Source organism: Serratia sp. Z4 (genome assembly GCF_009900725.1).
GTDB classification, from domain to species: Bacteria; Pseudomonadota; Gammaproteobacteria; order Enterobacterales; family Enterobacteriaceae; genus Serratia; species Serratia nematodiphila.
This window is the reverse complement of sequence record NZ_JAAABD010000003.1, coordinates 246,903-271,820: the sequence shown is the minus strand read 5'-3', so window position 1 is coordinate 271,820 and position 24,918 is coordinate 246,903. Positions and strand designations below refer to the sequence as shown.

At 61.0% G+C, this 24,918-nt stretch carries 19 protein-coding genes; 9 read left to right on the top strand and 10 right to left on the bottom strand.

Features of this window, described 5'->3' with window-relative positions:
* Positions 1 to 74: 74 nt before the first annotated feature.
* Positions 75 to 2,981, top strand: a complete 2,907-nt coding sequence (rapA, locus tag GT753_RS15220) for an RNA polymerase-associated protein RapA (RefSeq protein ID WP_031300401.1) — start codon at positions 75 to 77, stop codon at positions 2,979 to 2,981.
* 57 nt (positions 2,982 to 3,038) lie between these two features.
* Positions 3,039 to 3,689: a bifunctional tRNA pseudouridine(32) synthase/23S rRNA pseudouridine(746) synthase RluA gene (gene rluA / locus GT753_RS15215; protein ID WP_004932866.1), complete on the top strand. Its 651-nt coding sequence runs from the start codon at positions 3,039 to 3,041 to the stop codon at positions 3,687 to 3,689.
* 143 nt (positions 3,690 to 3,832) lie between these two features.
* On the opposite strand, the gene djlA is transcribed toward rluA, so the two are convergent.
* Entirely contained in the window at positions 3,833 to 4,654 is an 822-nt protein-coding gene (djlA, locus tag GT753_RS15210) for a co-chaperone DjlA (protein ID WP_015376627.1), read from the bottom strand.
* Positions 4,655 to 4,882: 228 nt separating this feature from the next.
* Between djlA and lptD the strand changes: the two genes are divergently transcribed.
* The 6 genes from lptD to apaH all read left to right on the top strand — a co-directional run bounded on the left by lptD (position 4,883) and on the right by apaH (position 11,644).
* Positions 4,883 to 7,243, top strand: a complete 2,361-nt coding sequence (lptD, locus tag GT753_RS15205) for an LPS assembly protein LptD (RefSeq protein ID WP_021505352.1) — start codon at positions 4,883 to 4,885, stop codon at positions 7,241 to 7,243.
* Between the two features lie 65 nt (positions 7,244 to 7,308).
* Complete coding sequence (gene surA, locus GT753_RS15200; protein ID WP_004932876.1) at positions 7,309 to 8,610, top strand: peptidylprolyl isomerase SurA; 1,302 nt, start codon at positions 7,309 to 7,311, stop codon at positions 8,608 to 8,610.
* Positions 8,588 to 9,589, top strand: coding sequence for a 4-hydroxythreonine-4-phosphate dehydrogenase PdxA (pdxA, locus tag GT753_RS15195; protein WP_021505353.1), 1,002 nt, complete (start codon positions 8,588 to 8,590; stop codon positions 9,587 to 9,589). Before surA ends, pdxA begins: the two co-directional genes overlap by 23 nt.
* Positions 9,582 to 10,400, top strand: coding sequence for a 16S rRNA (adenine(1518)-N(6)/adenine(1519)-N(6))-dimethyltransferase RsmA (rsmA, locus tag GT753_RS15190; protein WP_004932881.1), 819 nt, complete (start codon positions 9,582 to 9,584; stop codon positions 10,398 to 10,400). Before pdxA ends, rsmA begins: the two co-directional genes overlap by 8 nt.
* A 12-nt stretch (positions 10,401 to 10,412) precedes the next feature.
* Positions 10,413 to 10,790 (top strand): Co2+/Mg2+ efflux protein ApaG, encoded by a 378-nt coding sequence (gene apaG, locus GT753_RS15185; protein WP_015376624.1) that lies wholly within the window; start codon positions 10,413 to 10,415, stop codon positions 10,788 to 10,790.
* Between the two features lie 2 nt (positions 10,791 to 10,792).
* Positions 10,793 to 11,644, top strand: coding sequence for a bis(5'-nucleosyl)-tetraphosphatase (symmetrical) ApaH (gene apaH, locus GT753_RS15180; RefSeq protein WP_015376623.1), 852 nt, complete (start codon positions 10,793 to 10,795; stop codon positions 11,642 to 11,644).
* A gap of 48 nt (positions 11,645 to 11,692) precedes the next feature.
* On the opposite strand, the gene GT753_RS15175 is transcribed toward apaH, so the two are convergent.
* The 4 genes from GT753_RS15175 to GT753_RS15160 all read right to left on the bottom strand — a co-directional run bounded on the left by GT753_RS15175 (position 11,693) and on the right by GT753_RS15160 (position 15,650).
* Positions 11,693 to 13,582 carry a PhoX family phosphatase gene (locus tag GT753_RS15175; protein ID WP_088381233.1) on the bottom strand — a complete coding sequence of 630 codons (1,890 nt, stop codon included), beginning with the start codon at positions 13,580 to 13,582 and terminating at the stop codon, positions 11,693 to 11,695.
* Between the two features lie 180 nt (positions 13,583 to 13,762).
* Positions 13,763 to 14,245, bottom strand: coding sequence for a type 3 dihydrofolate reductase (gene folA, locus GT753_RS15170; RefSeq protein WP_016929122.1), 483 nt, complete (start codon positions 14,243 to 14,245; stop codon positions 13,763 to 13,765).
* Between the two features lie 143 nt (positions 14,246 to 14,388).
* A complete protein-coding gene (locus GT753_RS15165) occupies positions 14,389 to 14,853 on the bottom strand; it encodes a threonine/serine exporter (protein ID WP_015376621.1) in 465 nt (154 codons plus the stop codon).
* On the bottom strand, positions 14,850 to 15,650 hold the full coding sequence (locus tag GT753_RS15160; protein ID WP_015376620.1) for a threonine/serine exporter ThrE family protein: 801 nt from the start codon (positions 15,648 to 15,650) through the stop codon (positions 14,850 to 14,852). Before GT753_RS15160 ends, GT753_RS15165 begins: the two co-directional genes overlap by 4 nt.
* Before the next feature lie 128 nt (positions 15,651 to 15,778).
* Between GT753_RS15160 and GT753_RS15155 the strand changes: the two genes are divergently transcribed.
* Complete coding sequence (locus tag GT753_RS15155) at positions 15,779 to 16,393, top strand: LysE family translocator (RefSeq protein WP_015376619.1); 615 nt, start codon at positions 15,779 to 15,781, stop codon at positions 16,391 to 16,393.
* A gap of 35 nt (positions 16,394 to 16,428) precedes the next feature.
* Here the strand turns inward: GT753_RS15155 and kefC are convergent, their stop codons facing one another.
* The 5 genes from kefC to dapB form a co-directional block, all read right to left on the bottom strand.
* Positions 16,429 to 18,282, bottom strand: a complete 1,854-nt coding sequence (gene kefC / locus GT753_RS15150; RefSeq protein ID WP_033651689.1) for a glutathione-regulated potassium-efflux system protein KefC — start codon at positions 18,280 to 18,282, stop codon at positions 16,429 to 16,431.
* Entirely contained in the window at positions 18,275 to 18,832 is a 558-nt protein-coding gene (gene kefF, locus GT753_RS15145) for a glutathione-regulated potassium-efflux system oxidoreductase KefF (protein WP_160125732.1), read from the bottom strand. Before kefF ends, kefC begins: the two co-directional genes overlap by 8 nt.
* Positions 18,833 to 19,003: 171 nt before the next feature.
* Complete coding sequence (gene carB, locus GT753_RS15140) at positions 19,004 to 22,228, bottom strand: carbamoyl-phosphate synthase large subunit (protein ID WP_049187986.1); 3,225 nt, start codon at positions 22,226 to 22,228, stop codon at positions 19,004 to 19,006.
* Positions 22,229 to 22,244: 16 nt separating this feature from the next.
* Positions 22,245 to 23,393 (bottom strand): glutamine-hydrolyzing carbamoyl-phosphate synthase small subunit, encoded by a 1,149-nt coding sequence (gene carA, locus GT753_RS15135; protein WP_004932920.1) that lies wholly within the window; start codon positions 23,391 to 23,393, stop codon positions 22,245 to 22,247.
* A gap of 470 nt (positions 23,394 to 23,863) precedes the next feature.
* Positions 23,864 to 24,685: a 4-hydroxy-tetrahydrodipicolinate reductase gene (gene dapB, locus GT753_RS15130; protein ID WP_160125731.1), complete on the bottom strand. Its 822-nt coding sequence runs from the start codon at positions 24,683 to 24,685 to the stop codon at positions 23,864 to 23,866.
* Between the last annotated feature and the right edge of the window lie 233 nt (positions 24,686 to 24,918).

The window sequence follows — 24,918 nt, the reverse complement described above, 5'->3', positions numbered from 1 at the left end:
ACGTTCAGTACAGGTGCCGCGGCCCTTCCCGCCCGGTAACAAGACTTACTTACAAAGAATCGAGCCGACAATATATGCCTTTTACTCTTGGTCAACGCTGGATCAGCGACACGGAAAGCGAATTAGGACTGGGCACCGTCGTGGCGCTGGACGCGCGCATGATTACCCTGCTTTTCCCCGCCACCGGTGAAAACCGCCTCTATGCCAGAAACGATTCGCCGATCACCCGCGTGATGTTCAACCCGGGCGATACCGTCAGCAGCCACGAGGGGTGGCAGCTGCAGGTGGAAGAGGTGAAAGAGGAAAACGGTCTGTTGACCTATATCGGCACCCGCCTGGACACCCAGGAAAGCGGCGTGGCGATGCGCGAAGTGCTGCTGGACAGCAAGCTGACCTTCAGCAAACCGCAGGATCGCCTGTTCGCCGGCCAAATCGACCGCATGGACCGTTTCGCGCTGCGTTTTCGCGCCCGCAAATACCAGAGCGAGCAGTATCGCCTGCCGTTCGCCGGCCTGCGCGGCATGCGCGCCAGCCTGATCCCGCACCAGCTGCACATCGCTCATGAAGTCGGCCAGCGCCATGCGCCGCGCGTTCTGCTGGCGGACGAAGTCGGCCTCGGCAAAACCATCGAAGCCGGCATGATCATCCACCAGCAGCTGCTGGCGGGGCGCGCCGAACGCGTGCTGATCGTGGTGCCGGAAACGCTGCAGCACCAGTGGCTGGTGGAGATGATGCGCCGCTTCAACCTCTACTTCTCGCTGTTCGACGACAGCCGCTACGCCGAAGCCAAACTCGACAGCAGCAACCCGTTTGAGACCGAACAGTTGGTGATCTGCTCGCTGGACTTCGTGCGCCGCAACAAGCAGCGCCTGGAAGAGCTGGCGGACGCCCAGTGGGATCTGCTGGTGGTCGATGAAGCGCACCACCTGGCCTGGAGCGAAGAGGCGCCAAGCCGCGAATATCAGGTGATCGAACAGCTGGCCGAGCATATCCCCGGCGTGCTGCTGCTGACCGCCACCCCGGAACAGCTCGGTCAACAGAGCCACTTTGCGCGCCTGCGCCTGCTCGACCCGAACCGTTTCCACGACTACGGCGAGTTCGTCGCCGAGCAGCAGAAATACCGTCCGGTGGCCGACGCCGTCACCCTGCTGCTGAGCGGTGAACGCCTGGCCGACGACAAGCTTAACCTGCTGGGCGAGCTGATCGACGAGCAGGACATCGAGCCGCTGCTCAAAGCCGCCAACAGCGAAGGCGACAACGCCGAGCAGGCGCGTCAGGAGCTGGTTTCGATGCTGATGGATCGCCACGGCACCAGCCGCGTGCTGTTCCGCAACACCCGTAACGGCGTGAAGGGCTTCCCGCACCGCAACCTGCACCAGATCAAGCTGCCGCTGCCGACCCAATATCAGACCGCGATCAAAGTGTCCGGCATCATGGGCGCCAAAAAGTCCGTCGAAGCCCGCGCGCGCGACATGCTGTACCCGGAGCAAATCTACCAGGAATTCGAAGGCGAAAACGCCACCTGGTGGAACTTCGACCCGCGCGTCGAGTGGCTGCTGGATTACCTGCTGGCCAACCGCAACGAAAAAGTGCTGGTGATCTGCGCCAAAGCCGACACCGCGCTGCAGCTGGAGCAGGTGCTGCGCGAGCGTGAAGCGATCCGCGCCGCGGTGTTCCACGAAGGGCTGTCGATCATCGAGCGCGACCGCGCCGCCGCCTACTTCGCCTCCGAAGAAGAAGGCGCGCAGGTGCTGCTGTGTTCCGAGATCGGTTCCGAAGGCCGCAACTTCCAGTTCGCCAGCCAGCTGGTGATGTTCGATCTGCCGTTCAACCCGGATCTGCTGGAGCAGCGTATCGGCCGTCTGGACCGTATCGGCCAGATGCACGATATCCAAATCATGGTGCCTTACCTGGAGCACACCGCGCAGGCGGTGCTGGGCCGCTGGTTCCACGAAGGGCTCGACGCCTTCGAACACACCTGCCCGACCGGCCGCACCATCTACGACAGCTGCTACGAGCAGTTGATCGGCTATCTGGCCGCGCCGACCGAGCAGGAAGGCCTGGACGAATTCATCCACGCCTGCCGCCAGCAGCATGACCAGTTGAAAGCGCAGCTGGAACAGGGCCGCGATCGCCTGCTGGAGATGCACTCCAACGGCGGCGAAAAAGCCCAGGCGCTGGCCGCCGCCATCGCCGAGCAGGATAACGACGTCAACCTGGTGGGCTTCGCGCTCAACCTGTTCGACATCGTCGGCATCAATCAGGAAGACCGCAGCGACAACCTGATCGTGCTCACGCCGTCCGACCATATGCTGGTGCCGGACTTCCCGGGCCTGCCGCAGGACGGCTGCACCGTCACCTTCGATCGCGATCGGGCGCTGTCGCGCGAAGACGCGCAGTTCGTCAGTTGGGAACACCCGATCATCCGCAACGGCCTGGATCTGATCCTGTCCGGCGATACCGGCAGCTGCGCGGTGTCCCTGTTGAAAAACAAAGCGTTGCCGGTGGGCACCCTGCTGGTTGAGCTGGTGTACGTGGTGGAAGCCCAGGCGCCGAAGCACCTGCAGCTGACCCGCTTCCTGCCGCCGACGCCGATCCGCATGCTGATGGACCGCAAGGGCACCAACCTGGCGGCGCAGGTCGAGTTCGAAAGCTTCAACCGCCAGTTGAACGCGGTCAACCGCCACACTTCCAGCAAGCTGGTCAATGCCGTGCAGCAAGACGTGCACGCCATGCTGCAGCAGGCGGAAAGCCTGGTGGAAGCGCAGGCGCGCACGCTTATCGAACAAGCGAAGCAAGAGGCGGACGACAAGCTGAGCGCCGAGCTGGCGCGTCTGGAAGCGCTGAAGGCGGTCAACCCGAACATCCGCGACGACGAAGTCGAAGCGCTGGAGTTCAACCGCCGTCAGGTGCTGGCCAACCTCAATGAAGCCGGCTGGCGCCTGGACGCCATTCGTCTGGTGGTAGTCACCCACCAGTAACCGGCGCGACATGGGGAGGCCACCGTCTCCCCGGTCGGCCCTTTTCGCGGAGCCAAGATGGAACCCTACAATCCCCCGCAGGACCCGCTGCACATCCTGTATCAGGATGAACACATCATGGTGGTCAACAAGCCCAGCGGCTTGCTGTCGGTGCCCGGCCGCGCGCCGGAAAACAAAGACAGCCTGATGACCCGCATTCAGGCCGATCATCCGGCCGCCGAATCGGTGCACCGGCTGGACATGGCCACCAGCGGGGTGATCGTGGTGGCGCTCAACAAGGCCGCCGAGCGTGAGCTGAAGCGTCAGTTCCGCGAACGCGAACCGAAGAAATCCTATATCGCCCGCGTTTGGGGGCATATGGAACATGACGAAGGACTGGTGGATTTGCCGCTGATCTGCGACTGGCCGAACCGGCCGCTGCAAAAGGTGTGTTTTGACACCGGCAAAGCGGCGCAAACCGAGTATCTGGTGCTGTCGCGAGACGCCGATGGCAGCACGCGCGTGAAGCTAACGCCGATCACCGGCCGTTCACATCAGCTGCGGGTGCACATGCTGGCGCTGGGGCACCCGATCCTCGGCGACGGTTTCTACGCCCCGCCGGAGGCTAAGGCGATGGCGCCACGGCTACAGCTGCATGCGCAAGAGCTGCGCATCACCCACCCCGCCTTCCAGACGCCGATGCACTTTCGCGCCGAGCCGGATTTCTGAGCTCATCACCCTGAGATACCCTAAATAATTCGAGTTGCAGGAAGGCGGCAACTAAGCGCAGCCCCGGGAGCGTACAAAAAGTACGTGACCGGGGTAAGCGCGGGCAGCCAACACACCTGCAGCTCGAAGTATGACGGGTATCGTTATTTAAAACCTTTCTCGCGTTTGATCAGGTCGTACGCCGCCTGGATCTCCTGCGCTTTCTGCTTGGCCATTTCCATCATCTGCGGCGGCAAGCCTTTCGCCACCAGCTTATCCGGATGGTGTTCGCTCATCAGCTTGCGGTAGGCGCGTTTGATGGTGGCGGCATCGTCGCTGCTGCGCACGCCGAGCACCTTGCACGCATCGTCGAGCGTCGGGCCGCGCTGAGCCTGCTGATAGCCGCCCTGCGAATACCCGCCCTGCTGACCGCCGCCGAACTGACGCCCGCCCTCCATCATGCTGAGGAACTGATCGAACTGCGCGCGCGAAATGCCCAGCTCTTCGGCGATGACATACAGCACCTGACGTTCGTTCGGGTGCAGCGAGCCGTCGGCAAACGCCGCCTGAATCTGAATTTCCAGAAACATCCGAATCAGATCGAAGCGGCCGAAACAGATGCTGCGAAACTGCTGCAGCGTCTCACGCAGCGGGAACTGGCTCTGTTTGCCCTCGCGGAACGCCTGCTGCGCCGCGGTGCGCGCTTCGCCGTGCAGCTGCAGGCGATCCATAAACAGGCTGGCGATCTGGATATCCGCCTCGGTGACGCGCCCTTTGGATTTGGTCAGGTGGCCCATCACCTGAAAAGTGGTGCGGAAAAACAGCGTTTGCCGCGTTTGCTGGTCGGTGAAAAACCCCCGGCTGCGCTTGTTGCTGCGCGCCGTATCGATCATATGACCGATAATCAGCCCCAGAACTACACCCCAGAATCCCGCGCCAGACCAGATGGCGACGATGACGCCGAGCAGTTTTCCCCAATACTGCATATACTCCTCAATTATCATGCCGAAAGCCGCCCGCTCTCCTCCGTTTCAGGAAAGGGCGCAGGCGATTTTTCCTAGAATTTGGATTATCATACCTGTCATTTATCTTTGCGCCTAACGACGACGCAAGTAAACGGCTGGATTTAGCACTAGCGCAACGCAGATGAGTAATATAGTCTCTGACCGTTTGCCGGACACGACGCCTCTGATGACGGAACACCAAAACCGCGTATGAAAAAAAGTTTCCCAACACTGCTGGCCACGATGATTTGGACGGCACTCTACAGTCAGCATGCGCTGGCTGATCTGGCCGAGCAATGCATGCTTGGCGTTCCTGTTTACGACAAGCCTTTGGTCAGCGGCGATCCGAACAGCCAGCCGGTGACCATCAATGCCGATGACTCGCGCGCCGACTACCCGAAAAGCGCCCTGTTCAGCGGCAACGTGCATATCGAGCAGGGCAACAGCACCCTGACCGCCAAAGAAGTTGAGCTGAATCAGACGCAAAACCCCGGCCAGACGGAACCGGTGCGTACCGTCACCGCCACCGGCGACGTGCACTACAGCGACAATCAGATCAAACTGAAAGGCCCGAAGGCCTGGTCTAACCTGAATACCAAAGATACCGACGTCTATGAAGGCGACTACCAGATGGTAGGCCGTCAGGGGCGCGGCGACGCCGACAAGATGAAAATGCGCGGCGCCAACCGTTACACCATCCTGGAAAACGGCACCTTTACCTCCTGTCTGCCGGGCGACGACAGCTGGAGCGTGGTCGGTTCCGAAGTGATCCACGATCGCGAAGAGCAGGTGGCGGAAATATGGAACGCCCGCTTCCGCATCGGCGGCGTGCCGGTGTTCTACAGCCCGTACCTGCAGCTGCCGGTCGGCGACAAGCGCCGTTCCGGCTTCCTGATCCCGAACGCCAAGTACGGCAGCAACAACGGCTTCGAGTTCATGTTGCCGTACTACTGGAACATCGCGCCGAACTACGACGCCACCATCACGCCACACTATATGTCCAAGCGCGGCCTGCAGTGGCAGACCGAGTTCCGTTATCTGGTGCAGCCGGGCCTCGGCCTGATGGAGTTCGACTGGTTGCCGGACGACAAGGAATACGGCAAAGATCATGACGACAACAAACGCTGGCTGTTCTACTGGAACCACAACGGCGTTATGGATCAGGTGTGGCGCTTCAACGTCGATTACACCAAGGTCAGCGATTCCAAGTACTTCACCGATCTGGACTCCAAATACGGCTCCACCACCGACGGCTACGCCACGCAGAAATTCAGCCTCGGCTACGCCAACGAGAACTGGAACGCCACGCTGAGCTCCAAACAGTTCCAGATTTACGACGATACCGATCGCTCACAGTCGGACTCGTATAAAGTCCAACCGCAGTTGGATCTGAACTACTACAAGAACGACCTCGGTCCGTTCGATTTCCATATCTACGGCCAGGCGGCCAAGTTCACCAGCGTCAACCCATACAGCCCGGACGCCACCCGTCTGCATATGGAGCCGACGCTGAGCCTGCCGCTCACCAACGGCTGGGCCAGCCTGAACACCGAAGCCAAGGTGATGGCGACCCATTACCAGCAGGATATTCCTGACGGTTTCGCCGCCAACTACCAGAGCCGCAAAAACGCTGCCGCGCCGGAGCTCGATGATTCGGTCAACCGCGTACTGCCGCAGTTCAAGGTCGACGGCAAGCTGGTGTTCGAGCGGCCGATGATCTGGGCCGAAGGCGCCACCCAGACGCTGGAGCCGCGCGTGCAGTACCTGTACGTGCCGTACCGTGACCAGAGCAACATCTACACCTACGACACCACGCTGCTGCAGACCGACTACTCCGGCCTGTTCCGCGATCGCACCTACAGCGGCCTGGATCGCATCGCTTCGCAGAACCGCGTGTCTACCGGTTTGACCACCCGCATTTATGATGACGCGCTGGTTGAACGTTTTAACGCTTCCGTGGGTCAAATCTACTACTTCAGCCGTTCGCGCACCGGCGATCGGGTAACCGGGTACGACAACAACGACGATACCGGCAGCGTGGCCTGGGCCGGCGATACCTATTGGAAAATCGACGATCGTTGGGGCCTGCGCGGCGGCCTGCAGTATGACACCCGCCTGAACAGCGTCTCGCTGGGCAACGGCGTGGTGGAATACCGCCAGGATGCCGAGCGCGTAGTGCAGCTGAACTACCGTTACGCCACGCCGGAATATATCCAGACGGCGTTGAACACCAAAACGGTTCCGGCCTTCCAGGACGGCATCTCGCAGGTGGGTATCACCGGCAGCTGGCCGATCGCCGATCGTTGGGCAGTGGTCGGGGCGTACTACTACGACACCCGTGCCAAACAATCCGCCGATCAGCTGGTGGGGCTGAAGTACAACACCTGCTGCTGGGCGGTGACGCTGGGCTATGAGCGCAAGATCACCGACTGGAACAACAGCAACAATACCAGCGTTTACGACAACAGAGTTTCGTTCAACGTCGAACTGCGCGGCCTGAGCAGCGATCATAGTCTCGGCTCCGCAGAAATGCTGCGCTCCGGCATCCTGCCGTATCAGCGCGCATTCTGACGCTTTGCAACACTTTGAAAACGAGAACTTTCACCCGCATTTGCGGATTACATAATGGGAAATGTATGAAGAACTGGAGAACGCTTATTCTCGGATTGGTGGTTTGCGCCAATGCCGCGTTCGCAGCACCCCAAGAAGTGGATAAAGTCGCCGCCGTCGTGGATAACGGCGTGGTACTCGAAAGCGACGTCAACGGACTGTTGCAGTCGGTGAAGCTCAACGCCCAGCAGGCCGGTCAGCAACTGCCGGACGACAAGACGCTGCGCCATCAGATCATCGAACGTCTGATCATGGATAACATCCAGCTGCAGATGGCCAAGAAAATGGGCATCACCGTCTCCGACGCCGAGCTGGACAAAGCGATCGCCAACATCGCCGCGCAGAACCGCATGAACGTCGATCAGCTGCGCAGCCGCCTGTCGTACGAAGGGTTGAACTACAACACCTACCGTTCGCAGATCCGTAAAGAGATGCTGATTTCCGAAGTGCGTAACAACGAAGTGCGCCGCCGCGTCACCATCCTGCCGCAGGAAGTGGACGCGCTGGCCAAACAGGTGGGCGCGCAGAACGGCAGCGACACCGAAATGAACATCAGCCACATCCTGATCCCGCTGCCGGAAAACCCGTCGCAGCAGCAGGTCGACAAAGCCGAAGAGCTGGCCAAACGCCTGGTGGGTGAGATCAACAGCGGCGCCGACTTCGGCAAGCTGGCGATCACTTACTCCGCCGACTCTCAGGCGCTGAAAGGCGGCAACATGGGCTGGGGCAAGCTGCAAGAGATCCCGACCCTGTTCGCTGAACGTCTGGTGAGCGCCAAGAAAGGCGACGTCGTCGGCCCAATCCGTTCCGGCGTCGGCTTCCACATCCTGAAAGTGAACGATATCCGCGGCGCCAGCCAGTCGGTGTCGGTCACCGAAGTGCACGCCCGTCACATCCTGCTGAAGCCTTCGGTGGTGCTGACTGACGATCAGGCGCGCGCCAAGCTGCAATCCGTTGCGGAAGCCATCAAGAGCGGCCGCGCCAAATTCGCCGACGAAGCCAAACAGCTGTCGCAGGATCCGGGTTCCGCCATGCAGGGCGGCGATCTGGGCTGGGCCTCCCCGGACATCTACGATCCGGCCTTCCGCGATGCGTTGCTGAAGCTGAGCAAAGGTGAAATCAGCGCACCGGTGCACTCTTCCTTCGGTTGGCACCTGATTCAGCTGCTGGATACCCGTCAGGTGGATAAAACCGACGCCGCGCAGAAAGATCGCGCTTACCGCATGCTGTTCAACCGTAAATTCGCCGAAGAGGCGCAGACCTGGATGCAGGAACAGCGCGCCCAGGCTTACGTGAAGATCCTCGATGGCAGCGATGCGCAGCAATAAACGCGTCGTCATTACCCCCGGCGAACCCGCCGGGGTGGGGCCGGATTTGGTAGCTGCCCTGGCGCAACAGGATTGGCCTGTTGAGCTGGTGGTGTGCGCCGATCCGGCCCTGCTGCTTGAACGCGCCAGGCGTTTGGGCCTGCCGCTGACGCTGCGCGACTACCAACCGCAGCAACCGGCCGAGGCGCAACGCGCCGGCACGCTGACCGTGCTGCCGGTGTCGCTCGCTCAGCCGGTCACCGCCGGTGAACTGAACGTCGGCAACAGCGCCTACGTGGTGGAAACCCTGGCGCGCGCCTGCGACGGCTGCCTGAACGGCGAATTTGCCGCGCTGATCACCGGCCCGGTGAACAAAGGCGTGATCAACGACGCCGGCGTGCCGTTTATCGGCCATACCGAATTCTTTGCCGACCGCAGCCGCTGCGATCGCGTGGTGATGATGCTCGCGACCGAAGAGCTGCGCGTGGCGCTGGCGACCACCCACCTGCCGCTGCTGGCGGTGCCGGGCGCCATCACGCAGCAGAGCCTGTTCGAAGTCATTCGCATTCTCGACCACGATCTGAAAACCAAATTTGGCATCGCTCAGCCGCACATTTACGTCTGCGGTCTGAATCCCCACGCCGGGGAAGGCGGCCATATGGGGCGCGAAGAGATAGACACCATCATCCCGGCGCTCGACGCGCTGCGCGCTGACGGTATCCATCTGATCGGCCCGCTGCCGGCGGACACCCTGTTCCAGCCCAAATATCTGCAAGATGCCGATGCGGTGCTGGCGATGTATCACGATCAGGGGCTGCCGGTGCTAAAATACCAAGGGTTCGGCCGCGCGGTGAATATCACCCTCGGTTTGCCTTTCATACGCACCTCGGTCGACCACGGTACCGCTCTGGAACTGGCCGGCACCGGCACCGCCGATGTCGGCAGTTTCCAAACGGCCCTGAATCTCGCCATTAAAATGATAATTAATTGTAATGAATAACAGAGTCCACCAAGGGCACTTTGCCCGCAAACGCTTTGGACAAAACTTTTTAACCGATCAGTTTGTCATCGATAGCATTGTCTCCGCCATTCACCCGCAGCCGGGCGAAGCGGTGGTCGAGATCGGCCCCGGCCTCGGCGCCTTGACCGAGCCGGTTGGCGCGCGCATGGACCGCATGACGGTGATCGAACTGGACCGCGATCTAGCCACCCGGTTGGAGAACCATCCGCGGCTGAAAGACAAGCTGACCATCCGCCAGCAGGACGCCATGACGGTGAATTTCGCCGAACTGGCCGAGGAAGCTGGCCAACCGCTGCGCGTATTTGGTAACCTGCCGTACAATATTTCGACGCCGCTGATGTTCCACCTTTTCAGCTATACTCAGGCAATCCGCGACATGCACTTTATGTTGCAAAAAGAGGTGGTCAACCGTCTGGTGGCCGGCCCGAACAGCAAGGCCTACGGGCGTTTGACCGTGATGGCGCAGTACTACTGCAACGTCATTCCGGTGCTGGAAGTGCCGCCGACCGCGTTCGCGCCGCCGCCGAAAGTCGATTCCGCCGTGGTGCGCCTGGTCCCGCACACCGAGCTGCCGAACCCGGTGGGCGACGTGCGCATGCTGAGCCGCATCACCACGCAGGCGTTCAACCAGCGGCGGAAAACCATCCGCAACAGCCTGGGCGACCTGTTCACGCCGGAGCAGCTGACGGAGCTGGGCGTTGATCCTTCGCTCAGAGCAGAAAATATTTCTGTGGCGCAGTACTGCAAGCTGGCGAACTGGCTGTCAGCCAATCCGGCGCCGCAGCAATAAGGAGTTGTTGTCATGATTGATTCGCCCCGCGTGTGTATTCAGGTTCAGAGCATCTATGTGGAATCACAGTCGATCCCTGAAGAAGAGCGTTACGTCTTCGCCTATACCATCACCATCCGCAATCTGGGGCGGACCAACGTGCAACTGCTGGGCCGTTACTGGCTGATCACCAACAGCAACGGCCGCCAAACCGAAGTCCAGGGCGAAGGCGTGATCGGCGAACAGCCCGTCATTCCGCCCGGCGGAGAGTTTCAGTACACCAGCGGCGCCATTCTGGAAACGCCGCTGGGCACCATGGAAGGCCATTACGAAATGGTTGACCATCAGGGTCAGCCGTTCCGCACCGCTATTCCCGTGTTTCGCTTAGCCATTCCAACGCTGATCCATTAATTATGTCGACATACCTTATCGGCGACGTTCACGGCTGTTTCGATGAACTGAAGTCGCTGCTGGCTCAGGTTGCGTTCGATCCCGAGCGCGATCAACTGTGGCTGACCGGCGATCTGGTGGCGCGCGGCCCCGCCTCGCTGGACGTGCTGCGCTACGTGCGCTCGCTCGGTCCGGCGGTGCGCATGGTGCTGGGCAACCACGATCTGCACCTGCTGGCGGTCTACGCCGGCATCAGCCGCAACAAACCCAAAGATCGCATCACCCCGCTGCTGGAGGCGCCTGACGCCGACGAGCTGATCAACTGGCTGCGCCGCCAACCGGTGCTGCAGGTGGATGATGAGCAAAAGCTGGTGATGGCGCACGCCGGCATCACCCCGCAGTGGGATATCGACACCGCGAAAATGTGCGCGCGCGAAGTGGAAGCGGTATTGAGCAGCGACAGCTATCCGCTATTCCTCGACGCCATGTACGGTGACATGCCGAACAACTGGGCGCCGGAGCTGAGCGGCCTGGCGCGCCTGCGTTTCAGCACCAATGCGTTCACGCGCATGCGCTACTGCTTCCCCAACGGCCAGCTCGACATGATCTGCAAAGATGCGCCGGGCAGCGCGCCGGCGCCGCTGAAGCCGTGGTTCGAGCTGCCGCGCCTGGTGGACCCGGAATACACCATCATCTTCGGCCACTGGGCCTCGCTCGAAGGCAAGGGCACGCCGGAAGGCGTGATCGGGCTGGATACCGGCTGTTGCTGGGGCGGCGACTTGACGATGCTGCGCTGGGAAGACCGCCGTTACTTCACGCAGCCCGCCAATCGGGGCGAGGCGTCTGACCACGCCGGCAGATTAGCCGCATCCTGAAAATACAAAGGCGACCCCGTGGCCGCCTTTGTTTTCTATATTATCGCCTTACGCCCCAATCACCCCGCCATCTTCACGCGTGATCATCAATACCGATGAACGCGGGCGCGGGCTGTTGTTCGGGAAGTGCGAATCGCCCTCTTCTCCCGGATGCTGCACGTTGACGAACATCGTCTTGTAGTCCGGGGTGAAAGTGATGCCGGTCAGTTCGCAGGACTTCGGCCCCACCATGAAACGGCGGATCTCACCGCTGACCGGATCGCCCACCAGCATCTGGTTGTTGCCCTGCCCGACATAATCGCCCTTGTTGCTGTACTTGCCGTCGGTGAGGATCCACAGGCGGCCGGCGCGATCGAAGCCCAGCCCGTCCGGGCTGTTGAAGGTATTTTCCGCCGTGATGTTCGGCGTGCCGCGGTTGACGCCTTCGGGGTGGGCGATCGGGTTGCCGCACAGCGCATAGATGTCCCAGGCGAAGACGTCGGCGGTGGCGTCGCCGCCCTCGTCCCAGCGAATGATTTGGCCATAGATATTGTTAGGCCGCGGGTTGGCGGCGTTCAGCGGCATCCCTTCCTCACCGCGCTTGCTGTTGTTGGTCAGCGTACAGTACGCGCGGCCGTCATGCGGGTTCACCGCGATCCACTCCGGGCGATCCATTTTGGTGGCGCCGACCTGCTGCGCCGCCTTGCGGGCGAAGATCAGCACTTCGGCCTCATCGCGGAAACCGTTCTCCGGCGTCAGGCCGTTCTTGCCGAACTCAAGCGCAATCCAGCGCCCTTTGCCCTTCAGCGGTGTGCCGGCTTCATCGCCGTCGAACTGCGCCACGTATAGCGTCCCCTCGTCCAACAGCGTGCGATTGTTGGCCGGATTGGCGGCGTCGACCACGCCTTTGGAGACGTACTTATAGATATGTTCGCCGCGCTCGTCGTCGCCCATATACACCACCAGACGGCCGTCTTTGGCCACGGTCACCGCCGCGTTTTCATGTTTGAAACGGCCGAGCGCAGTGTGCTTGATGGGCGTCGAGGTCGGATTCAACGGATCGATCTCGACAATCCAGCCGTGGCGGTTGAATTCGTTGGGATTCTTCGCCACATCAAAACGCTCGTCATAGTCCGGCCAGTTGCGCTCCGGTTCGCTGGCCTTCAGCGTGTAGCGCTTCTGTTCTGGCGTGGTGCGATAATCGGCCTGACGGGTACCGAAATAGGTATCGAAGTTTTCCTCGCAGGTCAGATAGGTGCCCCACGGCGTCTTGCCGTTGGCGCAGTTGCCGAAGGTGCCCAACACCTTGCGGCCACTCGGATCGGCGGCGGTCTGCAGCAGCGAGTGCCCGGCGGCCGGGCCGCTGAACTGCATTTCGCTGTTGGCGGTGATGCGGCGGTTATAGCGCGACGGGCGCTCCACCTCCCAGCGCTGGCCGTCGCCAACCCGCTTGACCGCCACAATGGAGACGCCGTGCGCCGCCTGCGATTTGCGCACCTCTTCCAGGCTGGTGGCTTTGGCGCCGCCGTGGGCGAACAGATACTGTTCGTTGACGTATTCGTTATTGATGGCCATCACGCCGTGATTGTCATCAATAGGGAAGAAGCTCATGCCGTCATTGTTGTCGCCAAACTGTTTTTCCTGATCGGCGGCGCTGTTGTTGCCCTGCGGATCGAAGGCCGGCGCGCCGTCCACCAGCGGCTCGCCCCAGGAGATCAGCACCTCCGCGCGGTAGCCCGGCGCGATGGTCACCTCGTCGGCGATAGATGCGGCGATGCCCTGAAAGCCCAGCAGCCTGTTCGGTGGCAGATCCTCGGCCAACGCCTCGGCGGAGACCGACCAGATGCCACCGCCGAGAAAGCCGGCCAGGCCGACGGCGCCGGCGCTGCCGAGCAACAGCTTGCGGCGAGTGGGATCGATCAGGCGGTCGGCGTCTAATTGCTCAATTTGCTTGGTCATAACGTGGTTACCTTTTTAGTTATGGCGCCGCGGTCAAGATTCACCAGAGTTGCCGTGGCGCTCGGAGTTGGGCTTCATACTAATCAGGTAATGTGACGGAAAGGTTACGAATGACCGGCGTAAAAAGACCGGGGGCGCAATTGCTTGCGCCCCCGGGGATAACTGGCTAACGCGCTGAGATCAGCGGCGCTGCAGGATTTCGAAACAGTAGCTGTGCGAGTTCAGATTGTCGGCGTCGTGGAACTCGCTGAACGTGGTTTCCCACTCGTCCGGCTCGTAATCCGGGAAGTGGGTATCGCCGCCGACTTCGGCGTCGATGTGCGTCAGGTACAGACGGTCGGCGCGCGGCAGCAACTGGGTATAGATGCGCCCACCGCCGATCACCATCACTTCCTCCACGTCGCCCGCGGCGGCCAGCGCCTCATCCAGCGAGGTTACCCAGGTCACCCCGGCTTCGCTGCCCGGGCGGCTGCTCAAAACGATATTGTGGCGGCCCGGCAGCGGGCGGCCGATGGACTCGAAGGTCTTGCGGCCCATAATAACCGGCTTATTCAACGTGTTGCGTTTAAACCACGCAAGGTCCGCCGGCAGGTGCCACGGCATGGCGTTTTCCATGCCAATAACGCGATCCGCCGCCAAGGCAGCGATCAGGCTGATAATCATTGTTTAACCCTGTGTAGGCAGCAAAATTGGTGACACTATACGTAAAGGCCTGAGTGCCGTCGATAGGCTAATCAAGCAAGATGAATATATAAGATAGCTCTTATCAGCATATCTAATAACCAACGTTCTTCCGCCGGGAAATTTCACACGCCGGGGCGTTTGCGGTACAGCCACAGGCCCGGTAACGACAGGCCGATCGACAAGGCACCGACGATAAAACTGGCCTTGAGGAAGTTAGTGATCATGGTCTCCATCAAGGCCTCGCTGTAGCCCAGATGCGAGATCTCCACCACAGTTATCATCGCGGTATAGGCGGAAATGCCGGGGAACATCGGGATCACCGCCGCCACGGTGAACACCTTCGGGTGCGCCAGCAGCCAGCGCGACCAGTAAATGCCGATGATGCCGATCAGGATCGCCGCCAGCAGCGAGGCCCACTCGATGTTCATGCCGGCATGCATCATCAGCATGCGCGAACCGCGCCCGATAGCCCCGAGCAATGCGCAATAGCGCAGCGCACGCAGCGGCACGTTAAACACCATGGCGAAGCCCAGCGCCGGCACCGCCGCCAACAGCATCTCCTGCAACAAGGCCCACAGCAGATTCATGACCACCCCCGCAGATCCCACAGCGACATCGCCATCACTACCCCGATACAGGTCGCCAGCGTCAGCAGGCTGGCCATCGCCCAGCGCGCCAGCCCGGTATTCACATGCCCCTTGAACATGTCGGCCACCGCGTTGATCAGCGGGAAGCCCGGCACCAGCAGCAGCACGCTGGCGGCCATCGCCACGCTCGAGGTGTCTTTAAACGCCGGCAGGCGCAGCAGCAGTCCGGAGATCGACGTCGCGACAAATGCCGTCAGGCAGAAATTGATCAGCGGATTCATCTGGCGGGCGGTGAGGATTTGGCGCACCAACATCGCCGTGCCGCTGGCGATAAAGGTCACCAGGAAGGCGTCGCCGCCACCGCCGTTGAGCATGCTGAAGCACCCGCAGGACAGCCCCACCATCAATACCACCAGCCAGCGCGGGTAGCGCAGCGGCCGGATCCTTTCAAAGCGGCGCGCCACGTCGTGCGCATCCGCCAGGCGATGCTCGGCGAGGATCACGATATGCTGCACTTCGGTCACCACCTGCATATTGATGCCGCGATCGACGTTCTTACGGGTGGTGGTCAGACAGGCACCATGGCTAAGAGTGGTCAATACCACCGCATTGGCGGAGATCGAGCTTTCCACGCTGTCCATGCCCAGCGCCAGTCCCAGGCGAGTTGATAACTGTTCCACCACCGTGCTCTCGGCGCCGTGCTGCAACAGCAGCAACGCGCATTGAATGCACAGTCGGGTGATTTCACGCTGTTGCCGGTGCGGTTCCGGCCTGTCTGTGGCGGTAGTCTGCTGCATGGTGCTCCGTCGCGGGCGGTAGATGAATTATTATCATAGAGCCTAACAATACCTCATTGGGTTGATGCGCATCAGAGGAAGCGGCGTTATTATCGCCAGATTGCTGCCTTTTGCGCGAGACGTCTCCCATGCTTGAAACTTCGTTGTTCGTCGCCGGCATTGCCGCCCTCGGCATGCTCTCCCCCGGCCCGGATTTTTTCCTGGTGATCAAAAACGCCGCCCGCTACCCGCGGCTGGCCGCCATGATGACCGCCTTCGGCGTGATCTGTGGCGTCGCCACCCACATGTCCTACTGCGTCGCCGGGCTGGCGGTGGTGATCACCACCACGCCGTGGCTGTTCAACCTGCTGAAATACGCCGGGGCGGTCTATCTGGTGTGGATCGGCATCCAGGCGCTGCTGTCGCGCGGCGGCGGCAAAATGAACGTCAGCAATCTGCCGCAGCAGCAGGTCAGCCTGAAGAGCGCCTTTGCGCAAGGCTACCTGTGCAACCTGCTGAATCCGAAAGCCACCCTGTTCTTCCTGGCGGTCTTCACCCAGGTGCTGCAGATCGATTCCGGTCTGGGTGACAAGCTGTGGTACGCGGGGATTATTCTCGGCCTGTCGGTCATCTGGTGGCCGCTGCTGGTATTTTTGATCCAGAGCGGGCCGGTGCGCCGCGGGCTGGAAAAGACGCAGAAGATCGTCGACAAATTGCTGGGCGGCATGTTAATCGCCTTAGGCATCAAGGTCGCGCTGAGCTAAGCAAAAAAAGGGGCGCCATCACGGCGCCCCTCCCCTTATCCTTTGGCTTCCACCACTTCATCCTCCGGCGCCTTGCCGTCGATACTGCCGCGCCAGCCGGTCTGCTGCACCCGCGCCAGCCGATTCTGATCCTGCTCGATGGCCGCGCTGAGCATCTCCTTGGCCCGCTGCAGGCTGGCGATACGGAATTCAGTATCCTGGTAATTATCCAGCGTATCTTCCAGCATCTTCAGGTTATAGCGACGGAACGTGTCCGCTTTCTCGCGCGCCTCATAGGCGTCCAGCCCCAGCAACTCCAGCGTTTCACGGCCGACGCGCAGCGAGCTTTCGAAGGTTTCGCGCTCCGGTTTTTCCACCCCCAGCTGCCGCAGCTGATACCAATGATCGACGTCGCGCGCCCGCGCCACCACCTTAAGATGCGGGAAGTGCTGCCTGGCCAGCTCGGTTAACGCCAGGCTGTCTTCCACGTCGTCGATGGCGTTGATCAGCACCTTGGCGTGAGCGGCGCCGGCGGCCTCCAGCAGATCGGCGCGCGTGGCGTCGCCGTAGAACACCTTGGTATCGAATTTGCGCAGCGTTTCGATATGGTCCGGATCGTGATCCAGTACCACGGTGTGCACGCCGTTGGCCAATAACAAACGACCGGCGATCTGGCCGAAACGGCCGAAGCCGGCGATGATCACGCTGGCATTCTCGTCATCAATGACGTCAGCCGGGCGATCCTCTTTCGGCGCATTTTTCTCCAGCTGCGCGGCGATCACCAACAGCAGCGGGGTGGCCGCCATCGACAGCGCCACCGCCAGCGTCAGCGACTTGGCCCACTCAACCGGCAAGACGCCGGCCAGCTGTGCGGCGCTGAAAATCACGAAGGCGAACTCACTGCCCTGCCCCAGCAGAATGGCGAACAGGCCGCGCTGGCGCTTCGGCACGCCGAGCAGCGGCCCAATCAGCCACAGCAACGCCGCCTTGATCAACATAAAGCCCAGCAGCAGCGAGGCGATCAGCAACGGATGATGGAACAGCGTGCCGAAGTCGATCGACATGCCGACGCCGATGAAAAACAGCCCCAGCAGCAATCCCTTGAACGGCTGAATATCGCTCTCCAGCGCGTGGCGGTATTCCGAGCTCGCCAGCAGCACCCCGGCGAGGAACGCCCCCATCGCCATCGATAACCCGGCCATCTCCAGCAGGATGCCAAAGCCGAACACCAGGAACAGCGCCACGGCGCTGAACACCTCGCGCATGCCCGAACGGGCGACGAAGTGCAGCAGCGGGCGGGTGACGTAGCGGCCAAGCAGCACCACCATCGTCAACGCGCCCACCACTTTGGCCGCCGACAGTACGAAAGCGCCCAGCGTCGTGGTGGCGCCGCTGCTGGCCAGCAGCGGGATCATCGCCACCAGCGGGATCGCCGCGATATCCTGGAACAGCAGCACCGCAAACGCGCTGCGGCCGATCGGCGACGGCGTCAGATTGCGTTCGCTCATCGCCTGCATGGCGATGGCGGTGGATGAGAGCGCCAGCGTCAGGCCAATCAGCAGCGCCACCTTCCAGTTGAGGCCGAGGAAGTAGCAGAAGGCGCTCAGCGCCAGGCCGCAGCCCACCATCTGAATGCTGCCGCCGCCGAACACCGAGGCGCGCAGCGTCCACAGCCGTTTGGGATCCAGCTCCAGGCCGATGATAAACAGCATCAGCACCACGCCGATCTCGGCGAAGGTCAGGATAGACTCGGCATCCGACACCAGCTTCAGCCCCCAGGGACCGATAATGCAGCCGGCGATCAGGTAACCGAGCACCGAACCCAGCCCCAGGCGCACCGCAATCGGCACGAACAGCGCGGCGGAACCGAGATAGATCAGCCCCTCGATCATCATGTGGTGATTATCCATGGCTGGCCTCCCGGGTTTCCGCTTCGGCATGTTCCATCAGGTAGTCGACCAACCGCTGGCGGTAGGCTTCGCCGGCGGCGATCAGCGCCGGTTCGTTGCAGGTAAAGGTGTTGTGCACGGCGAAGTACGGCTGCCAGTTCATGCCGCAATAGATCGCCGTGGCCTGCAGCGGCTGCGCCAGCGCGGCGAAGTTGGGGAAGTCGCCCAGCTCGAAGTGGTGCTCGTCACCGCCGCTGGTCACCGCCCACAGGCAGTCTTTACCCACCAGCGCATTGCCGTCGTGGCCGTAGGCCCAGCCGTGCTCCAGCACTTTGTCGATCCACAGCTTCAACAACGGCGGGAAGCTGTACCACTGCATCGGATGTTGCAGCACCACCAGGTCGGCGCGCTCCACCGCCCGCTGCTCGGCGTTGATGTCGATATTGAAATCGGGGTACAGCTCATACAGCGAGCGCACCTCCACCTCGGGGAGATCCTTCACCGCCTGCAGCAGGCGGTGATTGGCATGCGAATGCCGGGGATACGGGTGAGCATAAATTATGAGAATCATTGTTATCGTCGTTCCTTCGTTCCTTGCCAATACACCAAGCATATACCAATCACACAGAGTGACAGTTTGCCCACTGATTGATAGCGGAAATTTTTAACGCCAGCCGACAAATTCGCTGAATAAAAAAGGGCGCTGCATCTGCAGCGCCCCTTACGTTGCGTTATCGCGCGGTTACTTGCCGATGCGCGCGTGCATTTCCTGCACCGACGTCACCTGCTCGGTCGGATCCGCTTTCAGCGCCATCGCGGTGGCGAAGCCGCCGTTCAGCGTGGTGTCGTAGTGCACCTTGTACTGCAGTGCGCTGCGGCGAATCAGCTTGGAGTCCTCAATCGCCTGACGGCCTGCCGTGGTGTTGACGATGTAAGTGTACTCGCCGTTCTTGATACGATCCTGAATGTGCGGACGCCCTTCGTGCACCTTGTTGACCAGGCGCGGGTTGATGCCCGCTTCGCCCAGCACCACCGCGGTGCCGTGGGTGGCGTCCAGCTCGAAGCCCTGCTTCAGCAGGCTGGCGGCCAAATCGACCACGCGGGCTTTATCGCCTTCGCGCACCGACAGCAGCGCGCGGCCCTGCTTCTTCATGCCCGAGTTGCTGCCCAGCATCGCTTTGGAGAAGGCTTCCGCGAAGGTGCGGCCCACGCCCATCACTTCCCCGGTAGAGCGCATTTCCGGCCCCAGAATCGGGTCGACGCCCGGGAATTTGTTGAACGGCAGCACCACTTCTTTCACCGAATAGTACGGCGGGATGATCTCTTCGGTCACGCCCTGCTCGACCAGCGTTTTGCCCGCCATCACGCGCGCGGCCACTTTGGCCAGCGGCACGCCGGTGGCTTTGGAGACGAACGGCACGGTGCGCGCGGCGCGCGGGTTGACTTCAATCAGGTAGACTTCGTTGTCTTTCACCGCGAACTGCACGTTCATCAGGCCGCGCACCTGCAGCTCGAACGCCAGTTTTTCCACCTGACGACGCATCACGTCCTGAATTTCCTGGCTCAGGGTGTACGCCGGCAGCGAACACGCGGAGTCGCCGGAGTGCACGCCCGCCTGCTCGATGTGCTCCATGATGCCGCCAATCAGCACGCGCTCGCCGTCGCAGATGGCATCGACGTCCACTTCCACCGCATCGTCCAGGAAGCGATCCAGCAGCACCGGCGCATCGTTGGACACGCTGACCGCGGTCTGGAAGTAGCGGCGCAGGTCGGTTTCGTCGTAAACGATTTCCATCGCCCGGCCGCCCAGCACGTAGGAAGGACGCACCACCAGCGGATAGCCGATGGCCGCCGCCTTCTCCACCGCCTGTTCGATGGCGGTGACGGTGGCGTTGGCCGGTTGCTTCAGGCCCAGACGGTTGACCGCCTGCTGGAAGCGCTCGCGGTCTTCGGCGCGGTCGATGGCGTCCGGACTGGTGCCGATAACCGGCACGCCTGCGGCTTCCAGCTCGCGTGCCAGCTTCAGCGGAGTCTGGCCGCCATACTGCACGATTACGCCCTTCGGCTTCTCTATGCGCACGATTTCCAGCACGTCTTCCAGCGTTACCGGCTCAAAGTACAGGCGGTCTGAGGTGTCGTAGTCGGTGGAGACGGTTTCCGGGTTACAGTTGACCATGATGGTCTCGTAGCCGTCTTCACGCAGCGCCAGCGAAGCGTGCACGCAGCAGTAGTCAAACTCGATGCCCTGGCCGATACGGTTCGGCCCGCCGCCCAGCACCATCACTTTCGGCCGGTCGTTGGTCGGATTGGACTCGCACTCTTCTTCATAAGTGGAGTACATGTAGGCGGTGTCGGTGGCGAATTCCGCCGCGCAGGTATCCACGCGCTTGTACACCGGATGCAGGCCGTAGCTGTGGCGCAGCTTGCGAATTTCGCTCTCGGCGACGCCGGCCAGCTTGGCCAGACGCGCATCGGCGAAGCCTTTGCGCTTCAGGGTGCGCAGGAACTCTTGGTTCAGGCCGTTGATGCCCGCGTCGGCCACCTGCTCTTCCAGGCGCACCAGCTCTTCAATCTGCACCAGGAACCAACGGTCGACGTTGGTCAGGTTGAACACGCCGTCGACCGACAGACCGGCGCGGAAGGCGTCGGCGATGTACCAGATGCGGTCGGAACCGGCGTCTTTCAGCTCGCGGCGGATTTTGGTCAGCGCTTCCGGATCGTCCAGGCTCACTTTCGGGTCGAAACCGGTGGCGCCCACTTCCAGACCGCGCAGCGCTTTCTGCAGCGACTCCTGCTGGGTGCGGCCGATGGCCATCACTTCACCGACCGACTTCATCTGGGTAGTCAGGCGATCGTTGGCGCCGGCGAACTTCTCGAAGTTGAAGCGCGGGATCTTGGTCACGACGTAGTCGATGGACGGCTCGAACGACGCCGGGGTGCGGCCGCCGGTGATGTCGTTCATCAGCTCATCGAGGGTGTAGCCCACCGCCAGCTTGGCGGCAATCTTGGCGATCGGGAAGCCGGTGGCTTTCGACGCCAGCGCCGAAGAGCGCGACACGCGCGGATTCATTTCGATAACGATCAGGCGGCCGGTTTTCGGGTTGACCGAGAACTGCACGTTGGAGCCGCCGGTTTCAACGCCGATCTCACGCAGCACCGCCATCGAGGCGTTGCGCATGATTTGGTATTCCTTGTCGGTCAGGGTCTGGGCCGGCGCGACGGTGATCGAGTCGCCGGTGTGGATGCCCATGGCGTCGAAGTTTTCGATGGAGCAGACGATGATGCAGTTGTCGTTCTTATCACGCACCACTTCCATCTCGTACTCTTTCCAACCGATCAGCGATTCGTCGATCAGCAGCTCGTTGGTCGGCGACAGATCCAGACCGCGTTCGCAGATCTCTTCGAACTCTTCGCGGTTGTAGGCGATGCCGCCGCCGGTGCCGCCCATGGTAAAGGAAGGACGGATGATGCACGGGAAGCCGACGTCAGCGGCCACCGCCAGCGCTTCTTCCATGGTGTGCGCGATGCCGGAACGCGCGGTATCCAGACCGATTTTCTTCATCGCCACGTCGAAACGGCGACGGTCTTCGGCCTTGTCAATCGCATCGGCGGTGGCGCCGATCATGGTAACGCCGAACTCGGCCAGCACGCCCTGACGCTCCAGTTCCAGCGCGCAGTTCAGCGCCGTCTGGCCGCCCATGGTCGGCAGCACCGCATCCGGGCGCTCTTTTTCGATGATCTTGCGCACCACTTCCCAGTGGATCGGCTCAATGTAGGTCGCATCGGCCATTTCCGGGTCGGTCATGATGGTCGCCGGGTTGGAGTTGACCAGAATGACGCGGTAACCCTCCTCGCGCAGCGCTTTACACGCCTGGGCACCCGAGTAGTCGAACTCACACGCCTGGCCGATAACGATCGGGCCAGCGCCGAGGATCAGGATGCTTTTTATGTCTGTACGTTTTGGCATTTTTTACTGCTCCTGATTATTTGGCGTTAGAACGGTAAGTCTCAATCAGTTCGATAAAGTGATCGAACAGCGGCGCGGCGTCGTGCGGGCCTGGGCTGGCTTCCGGGTGGCCCTGGAAGCTGAACGCCGCTTTGTCGGTGCGGTGAATGCCCTGCACCGTGTGGTCGAACAGCGATTTGTGCGTCACACGCAGGTTCGCCGGCAGATTGTTCTCATCTACCGCAAAGCCGTGGTTCTGCGCGGTGATCATCACGGTGTTGTTGTCCAGATCCTTCACCGGGTGGTTGCCGCCGTGGTGGCCGAGCTTCATCTTCATGGTTTTCGCCCCGCTGGCCAGCGCCAGCAGCTGGTGGCCCAGGCAGATGCCAAACACCGGAATGTCGGTTTCCAGGAACTGTTTGATGGCGGTGATGGCGTAGTCGCACGGCTCCGGATCGCCCGGGCCGTTGGACAGGAAGATGCCGTCCGGATTCATTTTCAGCACCTCGTCGGCCGGGGTCTGCGCCGGCACCACGGTCAGGCGGCAGCCGCGATCCACCAGCATGCGCAGGATGTTGCGCTTGGCGCCGTAGTCGTAAGCCACCACGTGGAACGGCAGTTCCGCGGCGGTTTTGGCTTCGGGCAGGTCGCCTTCAAGCGTCCAGCTGCCTTGCTGCCAGCTGTAGGCCTCTTGGGTGGTGACCTCTTTCGCCAGATCCATGCCCTTCAACCCCGGGAAACCTTGCGCCTTGGCCAGGGCCAGCGCGGCGTCCGGCGAATCGGCGGCGATGATGCAGCCGTTCTGGGCGCCCTTCTCGCGCAGCAGGCGGGTCAATTTGCGGGTATCGATATCGGCGATCGCCACGATGTTGTGACGCTTGAGGTAGTCGGACAGGCTTTCTTCGTTGCGGTAGTTGCTGGCGATCAGCGGGAGGTCGCGAATGACGAGGCCTTGGGCGTGTACTGCGGAGGATTCTTCGTCGGAAGCATTGGTGCCGACATTGCCGATATGAGGATAAGTAAGAGTAACGATCTGGCGGGAATAGGAAGGATCAGTGAGGATTTCTTGATAACCGGTCATCGACGTATTGAAGACCACTTCCCCCACTGCCGTTCCCTCTGCCCCGATGGCCCGACCGTGGAATTGGGTTCCGTCTTCCAGAACCAATAGCGCTGACTTTATCAAAACACCCTCCAAGGAATAATCAATCACAATATTTGCATATTAATTCAGATATCGCGATCTAAATCAATGCAAAAACCGTCCGCGAGGCCAATTTTTGGCAAATTGGGCGCATTTTAATGATGAGTGCCTGGCTTGTCTACCCAAACTGCCGTTTTTTGTTTTATTTTTGCAGTTCTCGGCGCTCATGCGGCTTGAGCGGCGATAAAAACACAGAAAACCGGGGCTGGAAAACGGTTGCGGGGAAGAATGACGGAAAATAGCGCCGGAATGGGACAAAAAAGACGCTGAAAAAGCCGAGGGTGGAAAAAAAGGAGATGATTAGCAAAGTAAACACAGACAAATAACAGCTTTGGCAATGAAATAAAATCAACATGATATTTATCATGTTAAAAAAAAGGACAATAAAATTATTGCCCGATTATCATAGCATTATGATCAATACAACCACATCACGATGGTATGCAAATCAATTATAACTGGTCCAAATTCAACACGTCTCGCATATCAAATAAACCTTTATCCCGGTTATGCAGCCAGGCAGCCGCGCGCACCGCACCGCTGGCAAAAGTCATGCGGCTGGAAGCCTTATGGGTAATTTCCACCCGTTCACCGATGTCGGCGAACATCGCGGTATGCTCGCCGACGATGTCGCCGGCGCGAATGGTGGCAAAGCCGATGCTCTTCGGATCGCGCTCGCCGGTATGGCCTTCGCGCGCATAGACCGCACAGCTTTTCAGATCGCGCCCCAGCGCGCCGGCGATCGCTTCGCCCATCGCCAACGCCGTGCCCGACGGCGCATCCACTTTGTGGCGGTGGTGCGCCTCGACGATTTCGATATCGGTATAGTCGCCCATCACCTGCGCGGCCTTCTCCAGCAGTTTCAGCACCAGGTTGACGCCGACGCTGAAGTTGGCGGCGAACACGATGCCGATATGCTGCGCTGCAGCGCGGATCGCCTTCTTGCCCGCGTCATCGAAGCCGGTGGTGCCAATCACCATCGCCTTGTGGTGCGCCACGCAAAAATCCAGGTAGTTCCGCGTGCTTTCCGGGCGGGTGAAGTCGATCAAAATGTCGAACTCGCTCGCCACTTTCTCCAGGCTGTCGCTTACCTTGACGCCCAGCGCGCCAATGCCCGCCAACTCGCCGGCATCGACGCCGATCAGGCTTGAACCCGGGCGCGACAACGCCGCGCCCAACACCACGCCTTCCGCCTGCTGCACCGCCTGGATCAACTGACGGCCCATCCGGCCGCCGGCGCCCGCAATCGCAATGCGGATTTGTGAATCACTCATGCTTGCTCTCTTCTTGATTTGACGCCTATCCCATTAGGCTATCGATTCAGGGTAACTGCCCCGCTGCAGCGCCGCCAGAGGATTCATTTCATAATTAGAAAATTATGATATTCCCCCGTTTTCATCAGCGGCGCTGTCGTGAGATTAACATTCAACCGATTTGGCGGCCTGCGACGATTGTACATAATCATGCAGTTTCCATGGCAAAAAAATGCAGAAAAAAGGCGCCGAAA